General features: G+C 55.3%; 25 protein-coding genes and 1 pseudogene. 12 read left to right on the forward strand and 14 right to left on the reverse strand.

The genetic code is table 11. The features are described from left to right. Positions 1-8 precede the first annotated feature (8 nt). Entirely contained in the window at positions 9-623 is a 615-nt protein-coding gene (locus RRB22_05110; protein ID MDT8383775.1) for a hypothetical protein, read from the forward strand. A 60-nt stretch (positions 624-683) separates the two neighbouring features. Here RRB22_05110 and moaA read toward each other — a convergent pair whose 3' ends face one another. The 4 genes from moaA to RRB22_05130 all read right to left on the reverse strand — a co-directional run bounded on the left by moaA (position 684) and on the right by RRB22_05130 (position 6,505). After that, positions 684-1,658: a GTP 3',8-cyclase MoaA gene (moaA, locus tag RRB22_05115; GenBank protein MDT8383776.1), complete on the reverse strand. Its 975-nt coding sequence runs from the start codon at positions 1,656-1,658 to the stop codon at positions 684-686. A gap of 111 nt (positions 1,659-1,769) precedes the next feature. Further along, entirely contained in the window at positions 1,770-2,744 is a 975-nt protein-coding gene (locus tag RRB22_05120) for a DmsC/YnfH family molybdoenzyme membrane anchor subunit (protein ID MDT8383777.1), read from the reverse strand. A 105-nt stretch (positions 2,745-2,849) separates the two neighbouring features. Continuing rightward, a complete protein-coding gene (locus RRB22_05125; protein ID MDT8383778.1) occupies positions 2,850-3,581 on the reverse strand; it encodes a 4Fe-4S dicluster domain-containing protein in 732 nt (243 codons plus the stop codon). Between the two features lie 2 nt (positions 3,582-3,583). After that, positions 3,584-6,505 (reverse strand): molybdopterin oxidoreductase family protein, encoded by a 2,922-nt coding sequence (locus RRB22_05130; GenBank protein ID MDT8383779.1) that lies wholly within the window; start codon positions 6,503-6,505, stop codon positions 3,584-3,586. 456 nt (positions 6,506-6,961) lie between these two features. On the opposite strand from RRB22_05130, the gene RRB22_05135 reads away from it, so the two are divergent. The 8 genes from RRB22_05135 (at position 6,962) to RRB22_05170 (ending at position 13,210) form a co-directional block, all read left to right on the forward strand. Continuing rightward, on the forward strand, positions 6,962-7,813 hold the full coding sequence (locus RRB22_05135; protein ID MDT8383780.1) for an adenylyl-sulfate reductase: 852 nt from the start codon (positions 6,962-6,964) through the stop codon (positions 7,811-7,813). A 23-nt stretch (positions 7,814-7,836) separates the two neighbouring features. After that, positions 7,837-8,319 carry an adenylyl-sulfate reductase subunit beta gene (gene aprB / locus RRB22_05140; GenBank protein MDT8383781.1) on the forward strand — a complete coding sequence of 161 codons (483 nt, stop codon included), beginning with the start codon at positions 7,837-7,839 and terminating at the stop codon, positions 8,317-8,319. Then, positions 8,319-10,226 carry an adenylyl-sulfate reductase subunit alpha gene (gene aprA / locus RRB22_05145; GenBank protein MDT8383782.1) on the forward strand — a complete coding sequence of 636 codons (1,908 nt, stop codon included), beginning with the start codon at positions 8,319-8,321 and terminating at the stop codon, positions 10,224-10,226. The genes aprB and aprA overlap by 1 nt, the downstream gene beginning before the upstream one ends. Positions 10,227-10,495: 269 nt before the next feature. Continuing rightward, the gene (locus RRB22_05150) at positions 10,496-10,846 is read left to right on the forward strand and encodes a hypothetical protein (GenBank protein ID MDT8383783.1); all 351 of its coding nucleotides are present in this window, start codon (positions 10,496-10,498) and stop codon (positions 10,844-10,846) included. Between the two features lie 45 nt (positions 10,847-10,891). Further along, a complete protein-coding gene (locus tag RRB22_05155; GenBank protein MDT8383784.1) occupies positions 10,892-11,401 on the forward strand; it encodes a peptidylprolyl isomerase in 510 nt (169 codons plus the stop codon). Next, positions 11,398-12,426: a tetratricopeptide repeat protein gene (locus RRB22_05160; GenBank protein MDT8383785.1), complete on the forward strand. Its 1,029-nt coding sequence runs from the start codon at positions 11,398-11,400 to the stop codon at positions 12,424-12,426. Before RRB22_05155 ends, RRB22_05160 begins: the two co-directional genes overlap by 4 nt. Positions 12,427-12,534: 108 nt before the next feature. Next, positions 12,535-12,960, forward strand: a complete 426-nt coding sequence (locus RRB22_05165; protein ID MDT8383786.1) for an HIT family protein — start codon at positions 12,535-12,537, stop codon at positions 12,958-12,960. Positions 12,961-13,045: 85 nt separating this feature from the next. Beyond that, positions 13,046-13,210, forward strand: a complete 165-nt coding sequence (locus tag RRB22_05170) for a hypothetical protein (GenBank protein MDT8383787.1) — start codon at positions 13,046-13,048, stop codon at positions 13,208-13,210. Between the two features lie 149 nt (positions 13,211-13,359). Here RRB22_05170 and RRB22_05175 read toward each other — a convergent pair whose 3' ends face one another. Next, positions 13,360-13,932 (reverse strand): DUF4279 domain-containing protein, encoded by a 573-nt coding sequence (locus RRB22_05175; protein ID MDT8383788.1) that lies wholly within the window; start codon positions 13,930-13,932, stop codon positions 13,360-13,362. A gap of 126 nt (positions 13,933-14,058) precedes the next feature. Between RRB22_05175 and RRB22_05180 the strand changes: the two are divergent. Together RRB22_05180 and RRB22_05185 are read left to right on the forward strand one after the other, a co-directional pair. Next, positions 14,059-14,454, forward strand: a pseudogene (locus tag RRB22_05180) (group 1 truncated hemoglobin). A gap of 30 nt (positions 14,455-14,484) precedes the next feature. Continuing rightward, positions 14,485-14,859: a group 1 truncated hemoglobin gene (locus RRB22_05185; protein ID MDT8383789.1), complete on the forward strand. Its 375-nt coding sequence runs from the start codon at positions 14,485-14,487 to the stop codon at positions 14,857-14,859. Positions 14,860-14,937: 78 nt separating this feature from the next. On the opposite strand, the gene RRB22_05190 is transcribed toward RRB22_05185, so the two are convergent. From RRB22_05190 to RRB22_05200, 3 genes are all read right to left on the reverse strand, one after another. Then, a complete protein-coding gene (locus RRB22_05190) occupies positions 14,938-16,032 on the reverse strand; it encodes a thioredoxin fold domain-containing protein (GenBank protein MDT8383790.1) in 1,095 nt (364 codons plus the stop codon). A 205-nt stretch (positions 16,033-16,237) separates the two neighbouring features. Then, positions 16,238-17,422, reverse strand: a complete 1,185-nt coding sequence (sat, locus tag RRB22_05195; protein MDT8383791.1) for a sulfate adenylyltransferase — start codon at positions 17,420-17,422, stop codon at positions 16,238-16,240. Positions 17,423-17,851: 429 nt separating this feature from the next. Then, entirely contained in the window at positions 17,852-19,417 is a 1,566-nt protein-coding gene (locus tag RRB22_05200) for a 7TM domain-containing protein (protein MDT8383792.1), read from the reverse strand. A gap of 169 nt (positions 19,418-19,586) precedes the next feature. Between RRB22_05200 and RRB22_05205 the strand changes: the two genes are divergently transcribed. Continuing rightward, positions 19,587-20,111 carry a RimK/LysX family protein gene (locus tag RRB22_05205; GenBank protein MDT8383793.1) on the forward strand — a complete coding sequence of 175 codons (525 nt, stop codon included), beginning with the start codon at positions 19,587-19,589 and terminating at the stop codon, positions 20,109-20,111. Positions 20,112-20,134: 23 nt separating this feature from the next. On the opposite strand, the gene lipA is transcribed toward RRB22_05205, so the two are convergent. The 6 genes from lipA to RRB22_05235 all read right to left on the reverse strand — a co-directional run bounded on the left by lipA (position 20,135) and on the right by RRB22_05235 (position 25,984). Then, a complete protein-coding gene (lipA, locus tag RRB22_05210; protein MDT8383794.1) occupies positions 20,135-21,106 on the reverse strand; it encodes a lipoyl synthase in 972 nt (323 codons plus the stop codon). A gap of 136 nt (positions 21,107-21,242) precedes the next feature. Next, positions 21,243-22,838: an ATP-binding protein gene (locus tag RRB22_05215; protein ID MDT8383795.1), complete on the reverse strand. Its 1,596-nt coding sequence runs from the start codon at positions 22,836-22,838 to the stop codon at positions 21,243-21,245. Positions 22,839-22,921: 83 nt separating this feature from the next. Then, a complete protein-coding gene (gene lipB / locus RRB22_05220; GenBank protein MDT8383796.1) occupies positions 22,922-23,569 on the reverse strand; it encodes a lipoyl(octanoyl) transferase LipB in 648 nt (215 codons plus the stop codon). Then, the gene (locus tag RRB22_05225) at positions 23,566-23,850 is read right to left on the reverse strand and encodes a DUF493 domain-containing protein (protein MDT8383797.1); all 285 of its coding nucleotides are present in this window, start codon (positions 23,848-23,850) and stop codon (positions 23,566-23,568) included. The genes lipB and RRB22_05225 overlap by 4 nt, the downstream gene beginning before the upstream one ends. Before the next feature lie 24 nt (positions 23,851-23,874). Beyond that, entirely contained in the window at positions 23,875-24,723 is an 849-nt protein-coding gene (locus RRB22_05230) for a D-amino acid aminotransferase (GenBank protein MDT8383798.1), read from the reverse strand. An 82-nt stretch (positions 24,724-24,805) separates the two neighbouring features. Beyond that, the gene (locus tag RRB22_05235) at positions 24,806-25,984 is read right to left on the reverse strand and encodes a D-alanyl-D-alanine carboxypeptidase family protein (protein ID MDT8383799.1); all 1,179 of its coding nucleotides are present in this window, start codon (positions 25,982-25,984) and stop codon (positions 24,806-24,808) included. Positions 25,985-26,118 lie beyond the last annotated feature (134 nt).

A 26,118-nucleotide genomic window follows, 5' to 3' on the forward strand; every position in this document is an offset into this window, starting at 1 on the left:
GAAAACTGATGCTGAAAAATTTCTGTGATGCTGTGGTTGCCTCAGGTAGGGGCGGGAAAATTCCTGCGGCGCTGTGGAAAGGCGGATGGACAACGGCGGTCGCTTTATTGTTGGTCGCCTGCGCCAGTACCACAAGCCTGGATCAGGCGACGGATGCCAGCGGGGTTCCGCTGTGGGTCAATCAGGGCAGTAACATCCTCACCTCCAAACAGGGGCGCCGTTTTCACGGTGTGGGTTCGGCCCCCGATCTGGGTGATTTTTCCCTGCAGACCGCCACCGCCGATACACGCGCGCGGCAGGAGATCGCCCGCATTATGGCCTCCTACATCGAGATCGTCTCGCGCGATTTTATTGCCACGGGCGATGCGGCCGAGGTCGGGTTTACCGCACAAAAGGCCGCGCGACAGATGGAACATGTCTCTTCCATTGATCTGACGGGTATTGAGGTGGTGGGTCACTGGCGGGACAAGGATTCCCGAACGATCTATTCCATTGCGGCCGTGGACATGCAGCAGGTGCGTGAGGTGATTAACAAGGCGGCGGAGCTGGATCCCGAATTGCGCGACTTTATCCACCGCGAGGGTGATCGCATTTTTGACCGTATCTCCACCGCGGAAGATTGAACCCAATACCGGCCTAATACCCCCGCAGGCGTCCGTTTGCGGGACAGGCTGTATCCTCGACTAACCCCCGGTCATCGACATGAAGCGCACCACCTGCGAGGGCTTTTCGCCGAACTCGTGGCGTTCCGGCTTCAGGGTGATGGCGAGTCGAATGGCGGCGTGCAGCTCGTCATCCGAGATGCCCGCCCGCAGCAGGGGGCGTAATTCAAATCTATTCTCCTGCCCCAGACACAGATACAGCGTGCCATCCACCGACAGCCGCACCCGGTTGCAGGTCTCGCAAAAGTGTTGCGAGATCGGGGTGATGAAACCGATGCGCAGCCTGGTGCCGGCGACCTGCAGGTAGCGCGCCGGGCCACCGCCCGGCATCACCCCGGGAATCAGTTCAAAACGCTGTTCCAGCCGGGCACGGACCGTTTGCAGGTTTACGTAGTGATCGACGGCGTCCCGGCCCGTGGCGCCCATGGGCATGGTCTCGATGAAGCGCAGGGTGAAGTCGTGCGCGATGCAGAAATCCACCATCGCCTCGACGTCGTCTTCGTTCACGCCTTTCATTACCACCATGTTGATCTTGATGGGGGAAAAGCCGGCGGCCTTGGCGGCCATCAGGCCGTCGATGACCTTGTCGAGCTTGCCGCCGGTGATCTCCTGGAAGCGCTGCGGGTTGAGGGTGTCGAGGCTCACGTTGAGGCGACGCACCCCCCCGTCGTACAGGGCCTGGGCGTGGCGCGCCAGTTTGACCGCGTTGGTGCTCAGGGAGAGGTCTTCGATGCCGGGCAGGTGCTGCAGGCGGGCGGCCAGTGCCGGCAGGTCCTTACGGACCAACGGCTCACCGCCGGTGATGCGTACCCGACGGGTGCCCAGCGCCCCGAAGGCGCGGATCACGCGCTCGATCTCGTCAAAAGTCAGCCAGTGTTCCGGCTCCTCAAAATCCCTGAAACCCTTGGGCAGGCAGTAAAAACAGCGTAGGTCACAGCGATCCGTGACCGACAGACGGACATAATCGATGGAGCGGCCAAAGGGATCGATTAACATTTTGAATCAGATAAAAGAGTAAAGATAAAAGGGGAAAGTAAAAAATATTAGCCCAAGTATAGGCGATTGTTTTTCTTTAATCTTTCCTCTTTGCTCTTTTCCCTACGATCGTCAGATCGTTTGGTAATACAGGTTTTGCGGGTGGTTGGCCTGGGCAAAGAAGAACCAGCGTTCGGCGAGCAGCCCCACGTATTGCACCGCAAAGGCCATCAGCAGCAGCGTCGGGTTGTCGTTGTTCAGGCCCATGCCGAGCAGCAGCAGGGGCAGCGGGAACACCAGCAGCAGGAAGATCCATTTGATGGATCTGACGAAGGCCAGGGATTTACCGTGGAAGAATTCGCGGGTATTGAACGAACCGCCCATGGCGCCCTGCGATTTTTGCTGGATCTTGCTGTGCCGCACGCCGATGGCGGTGCGCAGGCTGGAGCGGTGTTTGATGCGGCGGTTGCGCAACAGGGACGCGCTGCGTGTGACCAGGGCGGCGAGGGTGAGGATGATCGCCCAGGTGCCGAACAGCCCGGTGACCTCGCTGCTGTACTGCGCCGCATAGGCGGTGGCGAGGGTGAAGCCGGAACTCATGCCGAACAGGGTGTAATTGATGGCGGTCAGCGGGGTGTGCCATTCCTGCAGGAATTTCAGGCAGGCATAGATCATGGCGGTGCAGATAAACAGGGCGAAACACAGCACCACGCCGATGATGCCCACCAGCAGGGTGAGGCCGGTCTCTGGCAGGGCGGTGGTGCCAAACACGGTCGGATTCCAGTCCAGATAGTGCAGCAGGGCATACACAAACACGATGCCCATAAAGGCCGGCAGGGCAATGACCTCCCGTGACAGCCAGGAGGTGCGCCACATGGCGGCGGAACGCCAGGCCCGCTCCGGATGCCCCAGGTGGAAAAAGGAGGCGGCCAGCCCGGCCACCAGGAACCCCAGCACCAGCAGGCTGCCCGTGCTGTAAAAGGCGTTGTCCTGCAACGGCAGGGCGCCGAGGTGACTGAAGGTCTCGGCGGTCATCAGCGCCAGGAACAGGCCCTGGCCCGCGCCGATGAGCGTGGTCAAAAAAATCACTGAAAAAGCGGGATGCATAAAAATTTTCTCCGAAAATTTAGGGCAAAGATGAAAGGGCAAAGATTAAAGTAGAAAGGGTTTTCCGTTCCCCTTTTCTTCTGTCCTCTTTTCCCTGACGTTTTATCACCAGCTGGTACTGTCCTCCAGGAAGGGGGCGTTCTTGTCGGTCTCGGGCAGGTGGCCATCCTTCTTGAGCGGATTATCGACACGCGTGAGTTCGTCCGCGTGGATTTTGATCCGGGTCTTACGGCGTGGCAGATAGTGGTTGGCCGGTTGGGTGCCCCACTCGGGCATCAGCGGATAGCCACCGCTCTCGCAGATCGCGCGTGAGACCTCGGATTCCGGGTCGTGCACGTCGCCATACAGGCGTGCCGAGGTCGGACAGGCCAGCACGCAGGCGGGCTTACGTTCGGCCTCGGGAAGGGTCAGGTCATAGATGCGGTCCACGCACAGGGTGCACTTCTTCATCACCTTCTGTTTTTCGTCGATCTCGCGCGCGCCGTAGGGACAGGCCCAGGAGCAGTATTTGCAGCCGATGCACTTGTCGTAATCCACCAGCACGATACCGTCTTCTGCACGCTTGTAGCTGGCGCCGGTGGGACACACCGGGACGCAGGGCGGGTCTTCGCAGTGCAGGCAGCTCTTCGGGAAGTGGATGGTCTCCGTATTGGGGAACTCGCCCACCTCATAGGTCTGTACGCGGTTGAAGAAGGTGCCGGTCGGGTCCTTGCCGTAGGGATTGTCGTCCATCAACGAACCGGCGGCGCCGGAGGTGTTCCACTGCTTGCAGCTGGTGACACAGGCATGACAGCCGACGCACACATTCAGGTCGATGACCAGGGCCAATTGCGTCATGCTTATTTCCTCTTGCCGATGTTGAGCCGGGCCGGTTTTTTGCCCGCAAAATAGCTCAGCCACGATTTGCGCTCAGGCTGGCCGGGGACGGGCAGCATGGTCTCGAACTGTGGTGAGGTGACCTCGGGCTCATTGGGATCGGCCTTGTAGACGCGCACCTGCACGTCATACCAACCGGCCTGCCCGGTGATGGGGTCGGAGTTGGAGAGGTGCTGTCCCGCATCGTGGGCGGGCAGCTCTTCGGAGATCAGGTGATTGAGCAGGAAGCCCTTTTGTGATTCGTTGGCATCGGGCGTGAGGTTCCAGGCGCCGCGGGCCTTGCCGATGGCGTTCCAGGTCCACACGGTGCCGGGTTCCACCGCCTCGGAGAAGCGACACATGCAGCGCACCTTGCCCCACTGGGATTCCACCCAGATCCAGTCGCCGTCGTCAAAGCCGGCGGCCGCCGCGGTCTTCGGGTTCACGTGCAGGTAGTTGTGGGTATGGATCTGGCGCAGCCAGGCATTCTGCGAATCCCAGCTGTGATACATGGCCATGGGACGCTGGGTGAGGGCGTTGAGCGGGTATTTGTGCTTGTCCGTCAACTGGGCCTCCAGCGGCTCGTAATAAAACGGCAGCGGATCGAAATAGGTCTCGATGCGCTTGCGCAGGCGATCCGGTGGCTGTTTGCCGGCGTATTTGCCCTGCGCGCTGAGACGGAACTTCTGCAACACCTCGGAATAGATGTGGATGTTGATGGGATCCGTGTAGCGCGTCAGGTGGTGATGTTGCGCCCATTCCAGGTAACCCTGATTCCAGTTACGCATGTACTGGTAGGACTTGGGCAGCTCGTAATGGAACACGCAATTGTTCTTCTCGTACATCTCCCACTGCTTGGGGTTGGGTTCGCCGCGAATGGATTTTTCGCCACTCTTGCCGCGCCAGCCCGCCAGGAAACCGATGCCGGAACCCGGCTCGGTCTCGAAGTTGGTGATGAAGTCCGGATAATCGCGGAACTTGCGCGAACCGTCTTTGTTGGTGAAGGCGGGAAAACCCAACCGTGAGCCCAGCTCGATCAGCACCTCCTGGAACGGTTTGCACTGCCCCTTGGGCGGCACTACCGGGATGCGCACGGAGTCTACCGGGCCATCGAATTCGGAGATGGGGCGGTCGAGCATGGACATCACGTCGTGACGCTCCAGATAGGTGGTGTCGGGCAGCACCAGGTCGGCAAAGGCCACCATTTCCGATTGGAAGGCATCACAGACGATCAGGAAGGGGATCTTGTATTCGCCATCCTCTTCCTTGTCGTTGAGCATCTTGCGCACTTCCGAGGTATTCATCGACGAGTTCCAGGCCATGTTGGCCATGAAGATCATCAGGGTGTCGATCTTGTACGGATCGCCGCGATGGGCATTGGTGATGGCGTTGTGCATCAGGCCGTGCACCGACAGCGGATATTCCCAGGAGAAGGCCTTGTCGATGCGTACCGCCTCGCCGTTGTCGTCGACGAACAGGTCATTCGGATCGGCCGGCCAGCCCAGCGGCATGCCACCCAGGGGCGTATTGGGTTTGACGCCGTGCGGGCCATTGGGGGTCTTCGGGCAGGGCGGGATCGGCCGAGGGAACGGCGCCTTATGGCGGAAACCGCCGGGGCGATCGATGGTGCCGAGGATGGACATCAGGATCGACAGCGCACGGATGGTCTGGAAACCATTGGAGTGGGCAGCCAGGCCGCGCATGGCGTGGAAGGACACGGGGTTGCCGGTGACCGACTCGTGTTCCCTGCCCCAGGTATCGGTCCAGGCGATGGGCAATTCGATCTTTTCGTCGCGCGCGGTGATGCCCATTTCATGCGACAGGCGGCGGATGGTGTCCACCGGGATGCCGGTGATGTCGGCGGCCCACTCGGGGGTGTAATCCTTGACCCGATCCGCCAGCAGCTGGAAGGCCGTTTTCACCGGGGTGCCGTCGTCGAGCCTGAACTCACCGAGCAGCACAGGGTCGACGTTCTCGGTGTGGGTCTGCACGGCCCGATTGGTGGTGCGATCCCACCACATCTCGTCATGCGGATGGATCTTGCCCTCGTCGAACTCCTCGCCGCGCATCAGCAGGCCGAACTCATCGCTGTCCGCATCGATATTGATGAGCTGGGCGCTGTTGGAATACTGGATCAGGAAGTCGCGGTCATACAGGCCGGTCTTGATGATCTCGTGGATCATGGCCAGCAGCAGGGCGCCGTCGGTGCCCGGTTTGATGGGCACCCACTCGTCGGCGATCGCGGAATAGCCGGTGCGGATGGGGTTGATGGAAACGAACCGCCCTCCGCTGCGCTTGAACTTGGACAGCTCGATCTTCATCGGGTTGGAGTGATGGTCTTCCGCGGTGCCGAACATCAGGAACAGTTTGGAGCGCTCCAGGTCGGGGCCGCCGAATTCCCAAAAGGAGCCGCCGATGGTGTAAATCATGCCAGCGGCCATGTTCACCGAGCAGAAGCCGCCGTGGGCCGCGTAGTTGGGGGTGCCGAAGTTCCTGGCGAACATGCCGGTGAGGGCCTGCATCTGGTCACGGCCGGTGAACAGGGCGAATTTCTTGGGGTCGGTCTCGCGCAGATGGCGCAGACGGTCTTCCATGATTTGGAAGGCCTCATCCCAGGAGATCACCTCAAAATCCGAGCTGCCCCGATCGGCACCCTCGCGGCGGCGCAGCGGCTTGGTCAGCCGCGCCGGCGAATACTGCTTCATGATGCCCGAACTGCCCTTGGCGCAGATTACCCCCTTGTTGAGTGGGTGATCCGGGTTGCCCTGGATGTAGCGCACCTCGCCATCACGCAGGGTGACCCGTATGCCGCAACGGCAGGCACACATATAACAGGTGGTGTTTTTGGTCTCGATGCCTTTTTCGAGACTGGATTCTGGCGCTGAGGCTGTGCTCGTGTAGGACATAATATCTAGCCTTTGGTGTAAGCGGTCGGAAATTATATCAGCATATAGTGATATAGCTAACTTATTGCACTTGGGCCGCGATAAATAATTTGTATCGCCATGCGCCTTGCTGATGGATACATAACTAGCCAAGCCCGAAAAGACTCGCTATGTTTCGGGCTGGAGTTTTTTCTGGTCTGTTCTGGGCGCTAGTCTATTATTGCGGTGGTGATTAACAGTCCGTAGACCGAAACGCTCAATTAATGAACAGAATGCTCGCCCTGACAGATTTTACGGTGTGATTATTGCTGCTCGTGCTTTGCCAGCAGGTGCTGGTTCAACAGTAGCAGACTAGTAAGTTATAGATTTTTTGTATAGGGGATTTAGTCTTACTATGCTCGACGGCTGCCCATTTTAAAGCTAATCTGTCGGCCAATAATTTTGCGGCCAACAATTATAATTACGAGGATAATCTAAATGTTCATGATCAATCCCTTCGCCGAGCTTTCGGCATCGATACCATCCAATGTAATGCAGGGGTACCTCATCTTGATGGTGCTGCTGGTTGTAGGCGGCACAATACTGGACATGATGCATAAAAAAAGCGCGAAGTATTTTTTCGAAAATGCGAAAAAAGCGCAGGCGAATGCAAAACGGACAGTGGGTACCGGGGAAAAAGTCGGTCTTGCCATTCAAACGGTTGCCAGTGAGGTGTTAACGTCTTCTGAGTTCTGCAACCCAAAACGCAGGCTTTCCCATCTGTTAACCATGTATGGCTTTATTATTTTCGTGGTGACTACCGCCATTATGATTTTTGGCTACCCAACTCCTGCAACACCGGCACCTGCCATCCTGCCGCAGCTCTGGCATATCGGTGCGTTGATGCTGGCGATTGGTGGATACTGGTTCTGGTTCTTTATCCGCGTTGATGTGTCTGCGGAAGGTCTTCCCTGGTTCCGTTTTGAACGTGCGGATTTGTTTATCCTTTCACTGTTAGCCACCTCGACTTTTGCATTGATCTGGTCTTATACGCAGTCTGCAGGTATTGCAGGGTGGTCAACGCTGTTCATGGTCTTGTTTATCGCTTCAGCCACGTTACTGTTTGGCGGCGTATATTGGTCCAAGTTTGCACACATGTTCTTCAAGCCTGCCGCAGCACATCAGAAAAAAATTACCAAAGCCGACGGTTCAATGGAGAATCTGCCTGGTGACTATGACCTGACCGATCCTGAAGTACAGAAAAGATTTCCGGATATCCCTGAGTATATGGGCAAAAATCCTCCAAACATGGGGCTTGGTATCAAGCGTGAAGCGCCTAACCATTACTAATTCAAAAGCAGGAGAATAAAAAAATGCCAACTTTTGTATATATGACGCGCTGTGATGGCTGTGGCCACTGCGTTGATATTTGTCCTTCGGACATCATGCACATCGATAAAACCCTTCGTCGTGCTTACAACATCGAACCTAACATGTGCTGGGAATGTTACTCCTGTGTTAAGGCCTGTCCAATGAACGCCATTGATGTGCGCGGTTATGCGGATTTTGCCCCGCTGGGTCACTCGGTACGTGTGAATCGTGATGAAGAGAAAGGCACCATTGCCTGGCGTATCAAGTTCCGCAACGGCAAAAAAGACATGGATCTACTGGCGCCTATCACCACCAAGCCCTGGGGCACAGGATATCCAAACTTGTCCGAAGCAGCTGCACCCAGCAAGGAAGTGCGTGACAGTGAACTATTGTTCAACGAGCCTAAGTATGTCCGCATGGATGAAGGTGGTTTACATACGCTGGAATCAAATGGCTTGCAAATTAAAGAAGGGGTGTACTACTAATGGGCTACAAGACAATTATTGAAGACGGTATTGACGTCTTGGTTGCGGGTGCGGGCCTCGGTGGTACCGGTGCGGCATTTGAAGCAAGATATTGGGGCAAGGACAAAAAAATTGTCATTGCAGAAAAAGCCAATATCGATCGTTCTGGTGCGGTAGCCCAGGGTCTGTATGCGATCAACTGCTACATGGGAACACGCTTCGGCGAGAACAACCCGGAAGATCACGTACGTTATGCACGTATCGACTTAATGGGTATGGTGCGTGAAGATTTGGCATTCGATATGGCGCGTCACGTTGACTCGGCTGTGCATCAGTTTGAAGAGTGGGGCCTGCCGATCATGCGCAACACAAAGACCGGCGCCTATCTGCGTGAAGGTCGTTGGCAGATCATGATTCACGGTGAGTCCTACAAGCCGATTGTTGCAGAAGCTGCGAAAAGATCAGCAGACAAGGTATTCAATCGTGTTTGCTTAACCCATCTGCTGATGGATGAGGCCAAAGAGAACCGCGTTGCCGGTGCCGTTGGTTTCAACGTACGTACTGGTAACTATCACGTATTCAAGTCCAAGACTGTTGTCTGTGGTGCCGGTGGTGCTTCCAATATCTTCAAGCCACGTTCAGTGGGTGAGGGTGCGGGTCGTGTCTGGTACGCACCATGGTCTTCAGGTTCTGCTTATGGCCTGATGATCGAAGCAGGCGCGAAGATGACGCAAATGGAAAACCGTATCGTACTGGCTCGATTCAAGGATGGTTACGGTCCTGTCGGTGCTTACTTCCTGCATCTTAAGACCTATACCCAGAATGCCTACGGTGAAGAGTACGAGTCCAAGTGGTTCCCTGAGCTGCAGGAAAGGGTTGGTATAGAATACCTGGACCCAGAAGCGTCTCACACCACTCACCGTCCAATCCCAACCTGTCTGCGTAACCACGCAATCATCAGTGAGGTGAATGCTGGTCGTGGTCCTATCCACATGGTTACGATGGAAGCCTTCCAGGATCCTCATCTTGAAGAGATTGGCTGGCATAACTTCCTGGGTATGACCGTGGGTCAGGCGGTACTGTGGGCGGCAACGGATGTTGATCCTAAACACGAAAACCCTGAACTGACGACTTCCGAGCCCTACGTCATGGGTTCACATGCAACCGGTTGTGGTGCCTGGTGTTCTGGTCCGGAGGATGTATCACCAGAGGAATACTTCTGGGGTTACAACCGTATGACGACCATTGAAGGCCTGTTCGGTGCGGGTGATGCGGTAGGCGGCACACCTCACGCATTCTCATCAGGTTCTTTCACTGAAGGTCGTCTGGCTGCTAAAGCTGCCTGTAAATATATTGATGATGGCAAAGCGGAAGGCATCCGCGTGACTGACGCTCAGATCAATCGTCGTAAAGAGCAGATCTACAAGCCACTGGAAACTTATAAAGTCTATAGTAACGAAGTGGTTGCCGGTTCCGTTAATCCTAACTTCCACAACCCAAGACAGGGTCTTGATCGTTTGCAGAAGTTGATGGATGAGTATTGTGGTGGTTTTGGTGTTAGCTACATGACCAACGATAAGCTTCTGAACATCGGTCTTAAGAAGATGTCGATTTTGGGAGAAGATCTGGAGAAAATTGCCGCGTCAGATATCCATGAACTGCTGCGTGCATGGGAACTGAAGCATCGTTTCCTGACTTCTGAAGCGGTATTCCATCATACGTTGTTCCGTAAGGAGACACGTTGGCCTGGTTACTACTACCGTGGTGATGCGATGAAGCTGGATGATGAGAACTGGCATGTATTAACCGTTTCTCGTCGTGATCCTCAGACGGGTGAGTACACGATGGAAAAAGCGCCTCTGTACCACCTTGTAGGTGACATCGAGGACAAAGATCTGGCTAGACTGAAAGCACAAGGTCACCACTAAGCAACTTTTCAAGCATCTTTTTATGCAAGGAAGGGCGTGATTTTCTAGTCTTTTAAAATCACGTCAGTTAACAATATTTGCGTTAACTTGCTGTTAAAAAAGGGACCGACATGTTTAGTGTTGGTCCCTTTTTTATCTATTAAGAGGTTATCTATTTAGCGATTGGTTTGGTCACGCTTTAGATGACATTGCTTTAGATGACATTGCTTTAGGTTGCATAAGAAAGTGCAAAAGTGTCTTTTGATGAGATAGATTAACGAGATGTTTTGATGAATATTATTGAAAAAACAGATGAAGAGATTTTAGAGCTGGCGCACCCGATGTGGGCGGATCTTGTGAAATACTCGAATGAAGGAAACTACGGTGCTTTCACCCGTAACTTCTCGTCTTCATTTATAAAGGGCGCGAATGAGGTTGAAATGGGCAAGCAGTTTGCGAGAAGCGACCTGGCAAAAAACCTGTCAGAAGATTATTCATATCTTGGCATGATTCGTCGTGGTGAATATGTCACTGTTCTTTATAAAGTGATTAACAAAAAAGATAAAGGTGAATGGCTGGGCAGGCTGGTGCTGGGTTATGAAAAGGACAAAGTGAGGATTTTTGGTGCGACCTTGTTCTAGGGCGGGGTTTTAAATCAGAGTTGGCAATAACAGGTTTTATTAGATATGTCAGATACAATTGAAGACGAAAAATTCGTTGAGCTAAATTATAAGGTCATCGATAACAAAACCGGTGATGTGCTGGTTACTGTGGACTATCCCCTGGGTTATGTTCATGGTGTGAATGATGTTATGAATGAGCAGGTGACAAAAGAGTTGTATGGTAAAAAAGTCGGGGATGTCATCGAAGTGCCTGTTGACACGACACTGTTATATGGCGAGAGAGACGAGTCACTGGTGTTTACCGATCGTATCGAAAATGTCCCTGAGGAATTTCACGAAGTTGGTATGACCATCACCATGGAAAATGAAAAGGGTGAACCTAAAAACTTTATCGTCACTCGCTTCGATGACAAGACATTAACCGTTGATGGTAATAATCCATTGTGTGGCAGGGATGTCACTTTTATGTTGGAAGTTTTGTCTATACGTGAGGCTACCGATGAAGAAATCGATCTTGGCGGTGCGGTCGATGCCGACCCGGACCTAAATGAAATACTTGAACGCGCAGAATGAAATTCTCAAATAACACCATGCTTTTCCCTGTCAACAGGGTCCTGGAACGTACAATAGCTAGTTCACTAGGTATGCTGAGTGAGGAGCTGGTCGCAGCGGCTACTCCGGATACCCAGGTAACCACCGCTGATAATTTTCTTTTCATGCGCGGGAATTATGAGCAGCACCGTTTCAGTGCCAATATTCTTGAAAGTTTGCGTGGAGCACTTGGGGCTGCTCTTTCGAACGACAGTCGCGATCAGGAGCCGCTAGCCTGGGCTGAGACTCAAAACCGTCTTGGAAATATTTTGGCGGCAATGGGCCAGCAGCAGAGAGCTGCTGAATTGTATGAAAAGGCCATTCAGTGTTTTAACCATGCGTTAGAAGTATTGAACCAGGACGATTCACCCTTCGGCTGGGCGGCGACGCAGTATAACCTGGGTACAGCAAGCCAGGCGCTTGGCCGACTGCAGGAAGATGCCAAACTATTAAAAACTGCCGTTGATGCTTATACCAATGCCTTGTTGGTATGGTCGCGAGATGAATCACCAGAAGAGTGGATGTCCGCCATGTATCAACTGGGCGCTACTTTTCATGCCTACGGAAAACTTCTTAAAGGGAACCGTACTTTTCAAAAATCTGTTGTCGCCTATAAGAATGCACTTGCCGTGCTCGATGCAGATAATTATGCATTGGAGTTAACTGCTACACATAATAACCGTGGAGCCGTATTGCATCATCTCGGTGAGTCAGAAGAAAATCCTGAACGCCTCGAGGAAGCCATTAAATCCTATGAAAAGGCATTAACGGTGAGCATGGAACAGCAGCTGCCCTTCCATTTGGCGGCCATCTGTCGAGTCAATAAGGCGACAGCACAAAATGTATTGGCAGAATTAACAAACGATGCTGTGCTTGCAGAAGAAGTGGCCGATGAGTTTGAGGTGATTGTCGAATGTTTTCCGCATGCCCTTCAGCCGCTTTGTTTAAAACACTGTGAGGAGCAAATGCATAAGGCGAAGTCGCTAACACTTGCGGCCAGCGCTTAGTCGGGGGGTGTTGCGGTTGTTGAAGGCGCTGTCAATCTGCCGCTGCTTTGGCTGGATAGCAAAGATTTGTCAGTAAGTTGATGATAAGTTGATATAAGGTAGTGAAGTTTGTCGCCGGAAAAAAAACAAACAGAAAAACAGGAAAAAAAACGAGACCCCAATAATCCGTGCCTGTTTTGTACAGACCCACAAGGGGTGTCCCTGGATTACGAGCTTGCGTACAGTGCCCGAGATACCTATGCGGCGAGCCCGGGTCATACCCTGGTTATCCCGAAACGCCATGTCGCCAGTTTTTTCGACCTGACGCCGGAAGAAATCAATGCCTGCATGGCGCTGATAAACGAGGAACGCAAGTTACTGGACGAGGAGTTCAAGCCCGACGGCTACAACATCGGCGTGAACGTTGGTCCAGCGGCTGGGCAGAGTATTTTTCATGTCCATATTCACATCATTCCCCGCTATAAGGGAGATGTAGAGAATCCCCAGGGAGGGGTGCGGCATGTGATTCCAAAAAAGGGACATTACACGCGCTAGAGAGTATAATTTAGTCAGTTAGTGGGAGGGGCTGACAACCCTGGTTATATTCCTCCCGTTTTCGACCCATTAAGGAGATTTGAATATGAGTGATAAGCCTTTTTGCCGACCCAAGGTACCCGACGGTCACGCATTTCATGTGACAACCCGTCAGAAAGAGATCACACCAGGAAAGTTTTTTGTTGGTTATGAAACTATCTGGGAAGCTCACCAGAAAGAAGTGCCATACACTACTCCCAAGAAGCCTTAAGCAACCAGTCTCCAACGAATCGGCCGCGCGACCTTCCAAGTCAAACGGGAATGGTGGCGCGGTCATAAAGTTTGATGTGGTTAATGCTTTTGGTTAAAAAAGGCACGCTTTACTGACACGGGTAATGCGTGCCTTTTTTATTCGAGGCTTTAAATACGCTCGGATAGCTTGTAATCCACATTAATAAAAGCGCCAATATCGGCCAGAAAACGAATCGTTCTGGCGCCGAAACCCACCTCCGGACAGGTGTCATCCTTATCGACAGACAGCACCAGTTCCACGCCAATTCTGGGCGATAAGTTGTGGCTTTTAGCCACCGCAATAATCTTATCCTTGACCGGTTCCAGTTGCTTAATGATGATCTCCGTCAATTTATAAACATCGACTTCGTCAGTGCCGCATTCCGCAGAAACAATATCGGTCGATAACTCCCATGAGCTGATCACGGGTTTGTCCAATCCACTATTTGCCCCGGCAGCATTGATTGAGGTGGGCTCGATGCCAAGCAGGCGAGTGATGTCAGCGGGATTGAAATGATAACCACACAGGGCAAAGAAAGCCCTTCCTTTATTAGACGCCAAAATCTTTCCCTCGTAGATAGTGTTCTCGTTAATTAACGAGAAATATGACCGGCGATTATAGCGTATAGGCTGAATAGGTGCGGTGCGCTCATTGAAAATCACCTCAATAGCGGCGGTGTCCTTTGTTATTGCTTGAGGCACAGTGCCTGGTCAGATTTCCGTAGAAACTGAGCAAATTGCTCGGCATTTAAGATGTATTTACAATGCATCTTAGTGGGGTTAATATCCGCTTCGTTGTCTTTAAGTCGTATTTTGGAGGATGTGATGATGGGTTTTCTCAAAAGTTTATTTGGTGGTGGTTCCAAGCCTGCGAGTCTATTTGACCGCATTGGCGGTGATGCTGCCGTAAATGCTGCAGTGGATATTTTTTATCGCAAGGTGCTGGCCGATGATCGTATCAACCAGTTCTTCGAAGGTGTGGATATGGACAAACAGGCCGCTAAACAAAAGGCCTTCCTGACCATGGCTTTTGGTGGACCGAATAATTACACCGGCGAAGATATGCGTAAAGGCCATGCGCACCTGGTCGCGAAGGGTATGAATGCCTCACATTTCGATGCCGTCATGGAAAATCTGGGCGCCACTCTGACTGAGCTGAACGTACCTGGCGATCTCATTGGTGAGGCTGCGGCCATTGCTGAAAGCGTGCGCGAACCCATATTGGCGGGTTATACCGACGAGGAGATGGCGGCGATGGCGGGCGGCAAATCACTGTTTGATCGTATCGGCGGTGAGGCCGCGGTGAATGCCGCGGTGGATATCTTTTATCGCAAGGTGCTGGCCGATGATCGCATCAGTGCCTTTTTTGAAGGTGTGGATATGGACAAGCAGGCCGCTAAACAAAAGGCCTTCCTGACCATGGCCTTCGGTGGGCCGCACAATTACAGTGGCGAGGACATGCGTAGAGGCCATGCCCATCTGGTGGCGAAGGGTCTGAACGACAGTCACTTTGATGCGGTGATGGAGTGCCTCGGTGCGACATTGACCGAACTGAATGTGCCCGGTGATCTGATTGCCGAGGCGGCGGCCATTGCCGAAAGCACGCGCAATGATGTGTTAGGTAAATAGACGCTATCCGTATCAGTGAAAAGGGGCCGTGCGGCCCCTTTTTTGTGGACCGACACTTTGTGTGTCGCAGGGTAGCGGTTAGCGGTTGTGCCGCTGCCGCCAGAGCTGGAAGTTGGGCTCGGCGAGATAGCCCTTCGATAACACGTAATGCAGGACATTGTTGAGCCGGTAAAAGCCGACCACGGAATCGATGCGGATGATTTCTTTGCCGTGCTCATCAAAGAAAATCAGTGTGGGTGTGTAATACAGCCCGAGATCATCCGCCCACTGTCTGGCTGTTGTTCGCTTGCCGCCGGGTGTGAGCACAGGGGTGTCGGAGAGAAGGTCGAGCTGCACGGATTCCAGCTGTGTCATGGTGTGCAGGATGGTGGTGTTACGCAGTGGTCCGCTGTGGAGCAGGTCGCAGGCGTGGCAGCGAGGCTTTTCGAAAAACACCACCAGTGGCATCTGGGAGGGGAACAGTGAACGATCCAGGCCATAAGGAGGCGCGGTGAAGATGCTGTTGCGATTGAGCGTGTCCTTGCCGTACTCGGAGAAAGAGGCGGCACGGGACAGATAGGTTTTGAACTTCGCGGTCTGGTAGTGATGGTCTGCCACAAATTCGAGCGCGGCGACAAACTGATAGGGCGGATGGTAGCCGGAAAGACGGAGGGTTTCCCTGCCTTCCGGGTCATAGAATATCAGGGTGGGTGTGAAATTCGCCTTATTGGCAATGGCGAAGTCTTTTTCGGTCCGGTAGACGGTTCCCTGGACATCCGCTACCGGTCGATCGCCACGCACGTCGATGGCAACGACATCAAAATGCTTGCGGGTGTAGGCGACGATGAAGGGGTCCTGCCAGTTGTGTTCCAGATGCGCCTTGCAGTAGGCACAGTCTTTCTGGCCGAAGTAGACGATTAGCCCGCGCTTATTGCTGGTCGCGACGTCAGTGATGTCATTGCGCAGCTCGAGAAAGCTGAGCTTGAACCAGTCCGGCAGGGTTAGGTCGGTATCGAGTGGCTTGTCGTCGAACTCGAAGAAATCGGCATCGGGAATGTCGCCCAGTGAGCCTGGCGCTTCATCTGTTTCAAGAGTGGTTTGTACGGTAGTGGCTGCGAATGCGGTGCAGAACAGGCACGACAATAACAGCAGAGCCTGGATGCATTGAATGATTGTTCGATCGTTTCGGCCCATTTGTGGTGTTCGGTTGTCGTGCCTTGCTGGTTAGCCCGCAGTTATTAGAAGTTGTTAGAAGTTATGCGACATCAAAACCGCCCACAACCGGCTTGAATGAATCGTGCGCACCGATATACATGTAATCATCGGTGCGCACGTCAGCTGGCCATCCTGGATAAGAGTGGATAACAGTGCTTACGATACTGCTTACGTTACGTAAGAGTTACAGGCTTTGGTAATAATCGATGAGGATTTTAGCCACTTCAGGTCGTGAGAACTCTTTGGGTGGAGCTATGCCATTGCCCAGCATTTCACGCACTTTTGTGCCGGAGAGCAAAACGAAATCTTCTTTTTGGTGATCCGGTGCTTCACGCATCATCACCACCTTGTTGAGTTTCTTGGACCAGGCCGTGTGATCGGCCTCGAAGATTTCGATGTCCATGGCACCTTTTGGTACTTCATCATGGAAGATGGTCTGTGCATCAAAGGCGCCATAGTAGTCACCCACCCCGGCGTGGTCACGACCGATAATGAAGTGTGTCGCCCCCATGTTCTGGCGGAAATAGGCATGCAGCACGGCTTCACGTGGACCGGCATACAGCATGTCGAAACCGTAACCCGTCACCATCGCGCTGTTGGGTGGGAAGTACAGTTCGACCATCTTGCGGATAGCCGCATCACGTACTGGCGCCGGGATATCGCCGGGCTTGAGTTTGCCCAGCAGCATGTGAATCACCAGGCCGTCACAACCGAGGCGCTCCATGGCCATGTGGCATAGTTCCTCGTGCGCCAGGTGCATGGGATTGCGCGTCTGGAAGGCGACGACTTTTTTCCAGCCGCGCTCAGTGATCTCATTGCGAATTTCCACTGCGGTACGGAAGGTGTCAGGGAATTCAGTCTGGAAGTAACTGAAGTTCAGCACCTGGATAGGGCCCGATACGGCCATGCGTCCCTGTGAATTAAACGCGGCTACGCCCGGGTGTTCAGGGTCATCGGTACGGTAGACCTTGTCGGTCATCACTTTCATCTGCTCAGCAGATACTGCTTCAATGGCTGACACGTCCATGACGGCCAGGACCGGGTTGCCATCGACGTTCGGGTCACGAAGGGCTATGCGCTTCGCATCGCCGATGGCATCGGTGTTTTCCAGCAGGCATAGAATCGGGACCGGGAAGAACGAGCCATCGGTAAGGGTCATTTTTTCTGCAGCACCCATAGCATCAGCGACATTCATGAACCCTTTTAATGGGTTAAAGTAACCGGCGCCCATCATCACTGCATTACCGGCTGCCTGGGAACTGATGACCACTGAAGGCAGTGACTCGGCTTCTTTGCTTAATGCATCATGTTCCGCGACGTCATAAACGAAACGTGGTTGTAGTTCATCAGAACCAATCGGTTTAATCATTCCTCGGTATCCTTTTTCTTGGCAACTAAAATGTTGAGCAACTGGAGTGTTCTTCAACCTAGTGGGCCGCGTGCTTTAGCTGATAACAGGCCGGCAGTCTGCCGATCGGCATGACAGGACGAGCGTACCCCTTGATGGTGTCTGGGGTTGCTGCCTGGTCCACTAACGTGTTGTTTTATATTTTTAGTTATAAGTTATAAATAGTACCGCCCGGTACAGATGGACGGATCAAACTACCTTAAAGGCTTTTCCCGCGCCTGCAAAGCAGTTTTCCTTTTCAGGTCCATAAAATCCCTTTATTCGATCCGGGTGCGGAGCTTGGCCTATTTTCACCCTCACTTAAACCCAATAGCCTCTATGAAACCCGGGGCGATTCACGCCTGCTTTCTGGTTGTGGAGAGTTTAAAGGCGTCAACGCCATTTAATCCGTCAGAGGCTCCGTTTTCCACCCCGATAGGTGTTGATCGACAGGGTCGCGGCGAGGGTCAGCAGATGGGTCTCAGGATGGGCCACCAGCCAGTGGCCGAGCGATTCGAATTGCATCACCGGCAGGCAAAGGGCGACCTGCGCCAGGGTCCATCCCAGTCGCCTCAGTGCACTGGCCGGCCCCTCTTTTTCCAGGGTCCTGTAGAAGAGATCCACCAGGATCGCCATGATGACCACCGGCAACAGCACGACCTTGCCATCATGCCACCATTGAAAATACTCCAGCAGTGAAATGCTGGCGGTAACTCCCAGAACCACCAGGATCAATACCACCGTGAGACGGGGCTGTCGACGAAATCTGGTGTGCAGGGCCGAGAGCCCCAGCACCCCGAACAGCAACACCACCGCCATGGTGACAGCCGCCATTTGCCAATCGGCGTAGACCAGCGACAGGGCGAACAGGGCCGGCATAAAGGTGCCATAGCTGCGTATGCCCGTCAGTTCCCGAAACAGCGTGGTCAACAGCACGGCCAGCGGCAACAGCAGCAGGTGTGACAGGACATTGCGCACCTCCAGTGGCAGGCGGGTGAGGTAAAAGACCCGCTGCCAGCCGGATTCGCTGCCGGCATGCATCTCCAGGTGTTGATCCACATTGGTGACGCTGTAATGCAGGCTGACCCGGTCGGTCGTATGGACCTCGACCAGCTCGGCCCTGTCCTTTACGAACGGCAGGAAATTGTCGGGCAGGTCCCGCTGATAGCCATGCAGGGGGTCATAGGCCAGCCAGCCCTCCTCGATATCGTAGACCTCCACCCAGTGATGGAGGCGCACCTCCCGGTTTTCCACCAGCTCCAGGCCCGTCACCAGCCGCGCAGGGATATTGGCGGCACGACTCAGGGCCACCATGACGTTGGCGCGTTCCAGCACGCTGGCCTGACCGCTGGCAATGACCTCGGGTAGGGGGCGGGTTTCGGCTTTTTGGGGCGATAACAGCCGGTGCGCAAAGCGGAAGATGTGGCTTTGCAGCTCTGCGCCTGAGGACGATCGGTCGGTGATCTGACGGACCTCGTTTACCAGGGTATCGTGTTCAAGCCCCAGCAGTGGATCGCTGCGCAGATACCGCTCCCGCTCACGGGTGGTGAGCCTGTGCCGTAGCGACTGCTGCAACTGCTGCTGCATGAAGGGAGCGGCCGACTGGTACAGGGTAAAACCGAGATTAAAGCCGTGTGCGTGGGCGCTGCTGGCCGCCAGGCGTATCTGGCGAGCAACCCCCCAGTCGGGGTCGGCCGTAAACCGCAACCGCCATCCCGGGTGGGCCAGCTGCTGGCCGATAATCCGCAGATGGGCGGTGTCGGCGGGCACGGCCGCGATGGCAATGGCCTCCGGTGCAGCGGGTTTGTCCAGCTGGACACTGATCCGCACCTCCCATAGGCGGTCACCGGCCGCAGCGGTTGCCGCGCTGCTGTCCAGATAACGCAGTCCGGCAGCGATCGCCCATAACACTACCAGCACGGCAGCGGCGGTCCAGAGCAACCAGTGAAACGAGCGGTGTGATGTCCTGCCGATCATGCGTGTTTCGGGAACCCTGGTGAGTGTCTGGCGGTCTACTGGTGGATTATTTTGTCATTATCTAAAGGGTGTCGATGGAATGTGTCGTCGCACAAAATGATCAACCATAATGAATAGTAGTATTCATTGATAGTAACGACGTAATCGTCGACATATGAGGTATAGGCCGATGACCCGAGCACCGCTGATGCAGTCGACCGCCCTGCTGGTGATGATGGCTCTCACCGCGGCACTGGTTGCCGCTGCGGGAGTCGCAGGCGCGGATGAGGCCCCCGCCATCCTGGGTTGGGTTGAAGAGGTATCGATTCTGGATACCGGGCTGGTGTTGCCGGCCAAGATAGACACTGGGGCGGACAACAGCTCGATCCATGCCTCCGCCATTAGTTATGTTACCCATGACGGTAACCCCTGGGTCCGCTTCACCCTCCGGGATCGGGCGGGCGTCGAGGTGGTCATGGAGCGGCCGCTGATCCGGCTAGGGCAGATCAAGCGGAAAGAGGGCGGTTATCTCGAAAGACCCGTCGTCAGCCTGGGCCTGTGTGTGGCCGGGCAGCGGGTCACTGCCGAGGTCAACCTGGCCGACCGCAACCACTTCACCTATCCGATGCTGGTCGGACGCAGCCTCATGGTGCGGCGCTTCGTTGTCGACCCGAATCGTAGGTATATCACCCGACCGACCTGCGCGGCGGTGTGATTTGAGTGCTGAGTGCTGAGCTCTCAGTCCTTCATATGGCCCGCCGCCTGCTGGTCGGCGTGGTAGGAGGAGCGCACCATGGGGCCGCTGGCGACGTTGGAAAAGCCCAGCTCGCGGGCGATGTCGGCCAGTTGATCGAACTCCTCGGGCGTGACGAAGCGATCCACCGGCAGGTGGTTGAGGCTGGGTTGCAGGTACTGGCCCAGGGTGAGCATGTCGCAGTCGTGGGCGCGCAGGTCTTTGAGGACCTCGACGATTTCATCGAAGGTTTCGCCCAACCCCAGCATCAGCCCGGATTTGGTGGGCACCTGCGGGTACAGGGCCTTGAACTGCTGGATCAGCCGTAGCGACCAGGCGTAGTCGGCACCGGGACGGGCCTTTTTGTAGAGCCGCGGCGCGGTCTCCAGGTTGTGGTTGAAGACGTCCGGCGGCGCTTGTTGCATGATCTCCAGCGCGATCTCCATACGGCCCCGGAAATCCGGCACCAGGACCTCGATGCGGGTCTGGGGTGAGGTCTCGCGCACCGCACGGATGCACTCGACGAAGTGCCCGGCCCCCCCGTCACGCAGGTCATCGCGATCCACCGAGGTAATCACTACATACTGGAGCTTGAGCAGGGCCAGGGTCCGGGCGAGATTCCCGGGCTCGTCGGCATCCAGGGGCTTGGGCCGGCCGTGGGCGACGTCGCAGAAGGGGCAGCGGCGGGTACAGATATCGCCCATGATCATGAAGGTGGCCGTGCCGTGGCTGAAGCACTCCCCCAGGTTGGGGCAGGCGGCCTCTTCGCAGACGGTATGCAGCTTGTGCTCGCGCAGCAGGCCTTTGACGCGCTGGGCCTCGGGGCTGGTGGGGGCCTTGGCGCGTATCCAGCTCGGCTTGCGTTGTATCCGCACGCTGGGCTCGACCTTGATCGGGATGCGGGCGACCTTTTCTGCGCCGCGGAGTTTTTCGCCGGCCTTTACGCCGGGGGTTTTTTTCGTGTTCTGGGCCGTCATTGCGTCACGTGAGGGGGGTGGGGTGCGGGGTTTATCCATGATTATGCCGGGGAAATTGGGTGGCTCGAAGGAGGGCCATCATACAATGGAATGGGGTGTGAGACACTGTTGACCGGCCGTTACTGACGATTAGGAGCTACAGGCTAAAGCCGAAAGTGGCCCCTTTGCCGGACGCGCTTTCGGCCCACACACGCCCCCCGTGGCGCTGGATGATCCGGGCCACCGTGGCGAGGCCGATGCCGGTGCCCGCAAATTCGCTGTCCGGGTGCAGGCGCTGGAAGCTGGTAAACAGCTTGTCGGCGTATTGCATGTCGAAGCCCACGCCGTTGTCGCTGATCTCAAAACCCTCGCCGTCGGTGCGGCGGCGAAACGTGATATGCGGGGCCGCGCTACGCGCGCTATATTTCCAGGCGTTGTCCAGCAGGTTGGTGATGACGGCGCGCATCAGTCGCGGGTCGCAGCGGGCATAGAGCCCGTCTTCGATGTCGATGCGGATCTGTCGCTCGGGATCCTGTTCATGCAACTGGGTAATGGCCTCATGGGCCAGCTGGCTGAGGTCGGTGTCCTCCGGTGTGAGCTCGCTGCGCACCAGTTGTGAGAGGTGCAGCAGGGCCTCGATAAGGTCATTCATGCGCGCACAGCCGGACTGCACCCGTTGCAGATAATGATGGGCCTGCTCATCGAGCTGGGTGGCATAGTCCTCCGCCAGCAGCGCACTGAAGCCGCTGATGCTGCGCAAGGGCGCACGCAGGTCATGTGAGACCGAGTGGGCGAAGTTTTCCAGTTCCTTATTGGCGGCCTCCAGTTCCGCGGTGCGCTGCTGGATGCGTCGTTCGAGGGAGGTGTTGAATTCCTGGATGCGCCGGTTCGCCGCGCGTTTTTCCAGCTCCACCGTGATGCGCGTGGCGAACATGCCGAGAATGGGTGCGGTCCATTCCGACAGCGCCATGGGGCGGGTGTCCATTACCGAGACCAGGCCGATCATCTTGCCCTCGGAGGGCGTCAGGGGTGAGCCAAAATAGGAATCGACCCCCATCTGCACCAGCATCTCATCGTCGGCATAGCGCTGCGCTGCCTGACTGGGGATGAGTTCCGCCTTCAGATCCAGGATATCCTTACAGGGCGTGCCCTCCAGGTGATATTCGAAATTGTCGGCAATGTGATCGCCGGCCCAGACGGCCAGGGTGCGCACCTCCTGTCGGTTTTCCTTGAGCAGGCCGATGAAGGCGTAGCGGGCGCCGTAGACCTGGGCGAGATTTTTGACGCAGTCATGAAAAAAATCGTCGGTATCATCGCTGGGGGAGCTGACCGCCAGGGCGCGCAGCGATGTTTCGACCTGCTTGCGGGCGCTGATGTCGAACATGAAGCCCTGGAGTGTGCGTTTGCCCGAGGCATCCACCCCCACCGAGACCACATCGCGCACCCAGACCACCTGATGGTCGGCGGTGAGCAGGCGATACTCCAGTTCGTGGTTTTCATTATTGTCCGACAGGTTCTGACAAAATGCGGGCGCCCAGTGCTGATCATCGGGGTGTAGATGTGTGACCCAGAAATCCGGCTGGTACCATTCGTCCAGCGGATAGCCGAACAGGGCGACCGCCTGTTCTCCCATGCGGGTGAAGCGCCAGGTATCGGTATCCAGTTCCCAGGGGATAGCATGTGTCGATTCGATCAGGTGTCGATACCAGGTGTCGCCCTGCTGATCGTCGGCAACCTCTTTTGTGGAGTCCATCAGTGAAATCTAGACAAAAAAAATCGGCTTGTACATATTTTTTAGGGTTAATTCTAGATGGCGAAAAACTTGAAGTTGCGGGTTTATGGGGTGAGCTGCCTGGTTAGGGATAAAATCAGCCCTTGCTTGATGTCCGCCATGTCGGGGTGTGAGACATGGTGGCTCAGCTGATCGGTTGCCAGGCCCTCGTAGCCACAGGGATTGATCCGGGAAAATGGCGTTAGATCCATATCGACGTTGAGACTCAGTCCATGATAAGAACAGCCTTTGCGAATTCGTAAACCGAGCGCGGCAATCTTGGCGGCATCGACATAGATGCCGGGTGCCCCCTCGCGGCGTTGGCCGTGAATCTGATACCCCGCCAGCAGCTCGATGATGGCCTGCTCGATGCTGACGACCAGGGTCTTCACGCCAAGCCCGCGGCGCCGTATATCTAACAATAGATAGGCGACCAATTGGCCGGGGCCATGATAGGTAACCTGACCGCCGCGGTCGCAGTTGACGACGGGTATATCGCCGGCTCTGAGGATGTGTTCGCGTTTGCCATTGAGTCCCAGGGTGAATACCGGCGGGTGTTCCAGCAGCCAGATTTCATCGGCGGTATCGGCGCTGCGCGTGTCGGTGAAGTGCTGCATCTCGCGCCACACGGGCTCGTAATCCCGCAGGCCCAGCTGGCGCACAATAAAGTCTTGGCCGGCGTTATTGCTGTCTGAGTGGTCGGGCGTGATCACAGGGCCATGAGTACATGTTCGCAGGCAGTGAGATCGGTGTAGATGGCATCGAGCTGGGCACGGCTTTGAGCGGTAATGGTGATGGTGATGGATACATACTTTCCGTTACTGCTGGGTCTGCTTTTGAGGGTGCTGTCATCGACCTCGGGTGCATGCCGTTGCACGATATCCAATATTGTCAGGTGCAGCGATGCGGAAGCGAGTCCCATCGCCTTGATGGGAAACTCGCAGGGGTAATCAATGGCCGATTGTGGATTGTTGTGGGTATCGTCGGTGGTCATGCTGGCGTATTTTTGGCAAACGGATTAGCTGCGTAATTGCTGCTTGTAGTCCTGATATAAGGCCAGCATCCGCTTAAACAAGGGGCCGGGACGGCCATCGGCGACCACGGTGTTGTCGAGTCGGGTCACCGGCAGAATTTCCCGGGTGGATGATGTCAGCCAGACCTCATCGGCCTGCTGTAGATCAAGGCGCGAGATAGACTGTTCGCAATGGGCGATGTCGTTGGCGGCGGCAAGTTCGAGAATAAGATCACGGGTGATGCCGGGTAACAGAAACGGGCCGGTAGGCGGCGTGCAAAGTACGCCGTCAAGCACCGCGAACAGATTGCTGGCGGCGCCCTCGGTGGCAAGGCCGTCACGAATCAGGATGGCCTCGGCGGCATTCTGGTCTAGGGCCTCCTGGCGCAGCAGGATATTGGGCAGCAGGCTGATCGCCTTGATATGGCAGCGCTGCCAGCGAATGTCATCCAGGGTGATCGCCGCTACGCCATTTTCGATAATCTCCGTCGCCGGTGGCTTGAGCGGGTTGCACATGGCAAACACCGTGGGTGTCGGCTGCGCGGGCATGGCGTGGTCACGCTGCGCACAGCCGCGAGTGACCTGCAGGTAGAGTGACTGCTCCCCGCCGCCATTATGCGCGACCAGTGCGTCTAGCAGCGTGACCCAGGCATCGGTGTCGTGCGGGTTGGGAATGCGCACGGCATCCAGGCTGTTTTGCAGGCGCTGCAGATGCTCTTCCAGCCGAAACAGTTTGCCACCATAGGCGGGAATGACTTCATAGACGCCATCGCCAAAGATAAAGCCGCGATCCAGTACCGGCACGCAGGCCTGTTCAGCGGGAAGAAAACTGCCGTTAAGATAAACTGTTGGCATTAGATTCGTGTTGCCTTATGTTGCTGAGACGCATGGCAGGATACCCTTTATCATGCGTGTTGTTGGTAGGTAGCGGTGAAAATTATTCAAACAACAGCTTGATTTCGTCGATGAGACTATCCACCAGGCCGCCCTTCTCAATGTCGGTGAGAGCGACTAATTCCCGTTTGGCGTATTGCTCGTCACTCAGGCTGATATTCACCGAGCCAAACGACTGGCCTTTTTTCGCCGGTGCGACAATGCGTGCATCGAGGTTCATGTTGGCGTCGAGATTCTTGTACTGGCCTTTGGGTATGGTGAGGTAAAGATCCTGTTCCAGACCCAGCTCCAGCTGCTCCTGTGTGCCTTTCCAGATGCGCGCGGTAGTCAGTGGCGCATTGGCCTCGTAGAGTTTGTGAGTTTCAAAGAAACGGAAACCGTAGGTGAGTAGTTTCTGACTTTCGGCAGCGCGGGATTCTTCGCTGCTGGTGCCGAGCACCACGGAAATCAATCGCATGTCATCCCGCAGTGCGGAAGCCACCAGGCAGTAGCCGGCCGCATCGGTGTGTCCGGTCTTGATGCCGTCCACGGTATTGTTGCGCCACAATAATTTGTTGCGGTTGTATTGGGTGATGTTGTTAAAGGTAAAGCTCCTGATCGAATACTGTTTGTAGTGTTCGGGAAAATCACGAATCAAGGCGGTCGCCAGCCGGGCGATGTCGCGTGGCGTGGTGTAATGGTTTTTGTGCGGCAGGCCGGTGCTGTTAACAAAATGACTGTCGACCATGCCCAGCTCTGCGGCGTGCTGGTTCATCAGGGATGCAAACGCATCTTCACTGCCCGCGATATGTTCGGCCAGGGCCACCGTGGCATCGTTGCCGGACTGGACGATGACGCCTTTCAGCAGGTCTTCAACGCTGACATTTTTTCCGACCTCCACAAACATGCGCGAACCCTGCATGCGCCAGGCCTTCTCGCTAATGCGTACCTCATCGCTCAGTGAGATAGAACCCTTGGCCAGTTCATTTGCAAAGACATAGGACGACAGCATTTTAGTAATGCTGGCCGGTTCCAGACGCTGGTCGGATTCTTTTTCGGCCAGCACCCGCCCGCTGTTGAAGTCGATGAGCAGGTAGCCCTTGGCCTTGATCTTCGGTGTGTCGGGTATAAGGGTGGCGGACTCACCGGGGGCGATGGCGCTGAAAAACAGGGCGGTGGCCAGGGTAAGTAAAAAGAGTGGCGCGGCGAATAGGGCCCGGGACTTGTGAATAATATGCTGCATTGAAAGACTCGACTGTTGTGTATGAATGAAACGTGATGGGTTAGATAAACTGTGGCAGATAAGATAAATGCTGCGGGTAAAAAGCCGCGGTTTTTATCGGCTTCGTTTAGCCGGTGTGGTGCAAATCATAGCCA

It is taken from the genome of Gammaproteobacteria bacterium (assembly GCA_032250735.1).
In the GTDB taxonomy this organism is placed as follows: domain Bacteria; phylum Pseudomonadota; class Gammaproteobacteria; order SZUA-152; family SZUA-152; genus SZUA-152.

Coding starts and splice junctions, on each gene's coding strand:
- RRB22_05235 (MDT8383799.1), bottom strand. CDS start 25,984: ATGCAGCATATTATTCACAAGTCCCGGGCCCTATTCGCCGCGCCACTC.
- RRB22_05130 (MDT8383779.1), bottom strand. CDS start 6,505: ATGTCCTACACGAGCACAGCCTCAGCGCCAGAATCCAGTCTCGAAAAA.
- RRB22_05170 (MDT8383787.1), top strand. CDS start 13,046: ATGAGTGATAAGCCTTTTTGCCGACCCAAGGTACCCGACGGTCACGCA.
- moaA (MDT8383776.1), bottom strand. CDS start 1,658: ATGTTAATCGATCCCTTTGGCCGCTCCATCGATTATGTCCGTCTGTCG.
- RRB22_05120 (MDT8383777.1), bottom strand. CDS start 2,744: ATGCATCCCGCTTTTTCAGTGATTTTTTTGACCACGCTCATCGGCGCG.
- RRB22_05110 (MDT8383775.1), top strand. CDS start 9: ATGCTGAAAAATTTCTGTGATGCTGTGGTTGCCTCAGGTAGGGGCGGG.
- RRB22_05205 (MDT8383793.1), top strand. CDS start 19,587: ATGACCCGAGCACCGCTGATGCAGTCGACCGCCCTGCTGGTGATGATG.
- RRB22_05190 (MDT8383790.1), bottom strand. CDS start 16,032: ATGGGCCGAAACGATCGAACAATCATTCAATGCATCCAGGCTCTGCTG.
- RRB22_05160 (MDT8383785.1), top strand. CDS start 11,398: ATGAAATTCTCAAATAACACCATGCTTTTCCCTGTCAACAGGGTCCTG.
- RRB22_05135 (MDT8383780.1), top strand. CDS start 6,962: ATGTTCATGATCAATCCCTTCGCCGAGCTTTCGGCATCGATACCATCC.
- aprB (MDT8383781.1), top strand. CDS start 7,837: ATGCCAACTTTTGTATATATGACGCGCTGTGATGGCTGTGGCCACTGC.
- aprA (MDT8383782.1), top strand. CDS start 8,319: ATGGGCTACAAGACAATTATTGAAGACGGTATTGACGTCTTGGTTGCG.
- RRB22_05215 (MDT8383795.1), bottom strand. CDS start 22,838: ATGGACTCCACAAAAGAGGTTGCCGACGATCAGCAGGGCGACACCTGG.
- RRB22_05155 (MDT8383784.1), top strand. CDS start 10,892: ATGTCAGATACAATTGAAGACGAAAAATTCGTTGAGCTAAATTATAAG.
- sat (MDT8383791.1), bottom strand. CDS start 17,422: ATGATTAAACCGATTGGTTCTGATGAACTACAACCACGTTTCGTTTAT.
- RRB22_05230 (MDT8383798.1), bottom strand. CDS start 24,723: ATGCCAACAGTTTATCTTAACGGCAGTTTTCTTCCCGCTGAACAGGCC.
- RRB22_05185 (MDT8383789.1), top strand. CDS start 14,485: ATGGCGGGCGGCAAATCACTGTTTGATCGTATCGGCGGTGAGGCCGCG.
- RRB22_05200 (MDT8383792.1), bottom strand. CDS start 19,417: ATGATCGGCAGGACATCACACCGCTCGTTTCACTGGTTGCTCTGGACC.
- RRB22_05150 (MDT8383783.1), top strand. CDS start 10,496: ATGAATATTATTGAAAAAACAGATGAAGAGATTTTAGAGCTGGCGCAC.
- RRB22_05125 (MDT8383778.1), bottom strand. CDS start 3,581: ATGACGCAATTGGCCCTGGTCATCGACCTGAATGTGTGCGTCGGCTGT.
- lipA (MDT8383794.1), bottom strand. CDS start 21,106: ATGACGGCCCAGAACACGAAAAAAACCCCCGGCGTAAAGGCCGGCGAA.
- RRB22_05225 (MDT8383797.1), bottom strand. CDS start 23,850: ATGACCACCGACGATACCCACAACAATCCACAATCGGCCATTGATTAC.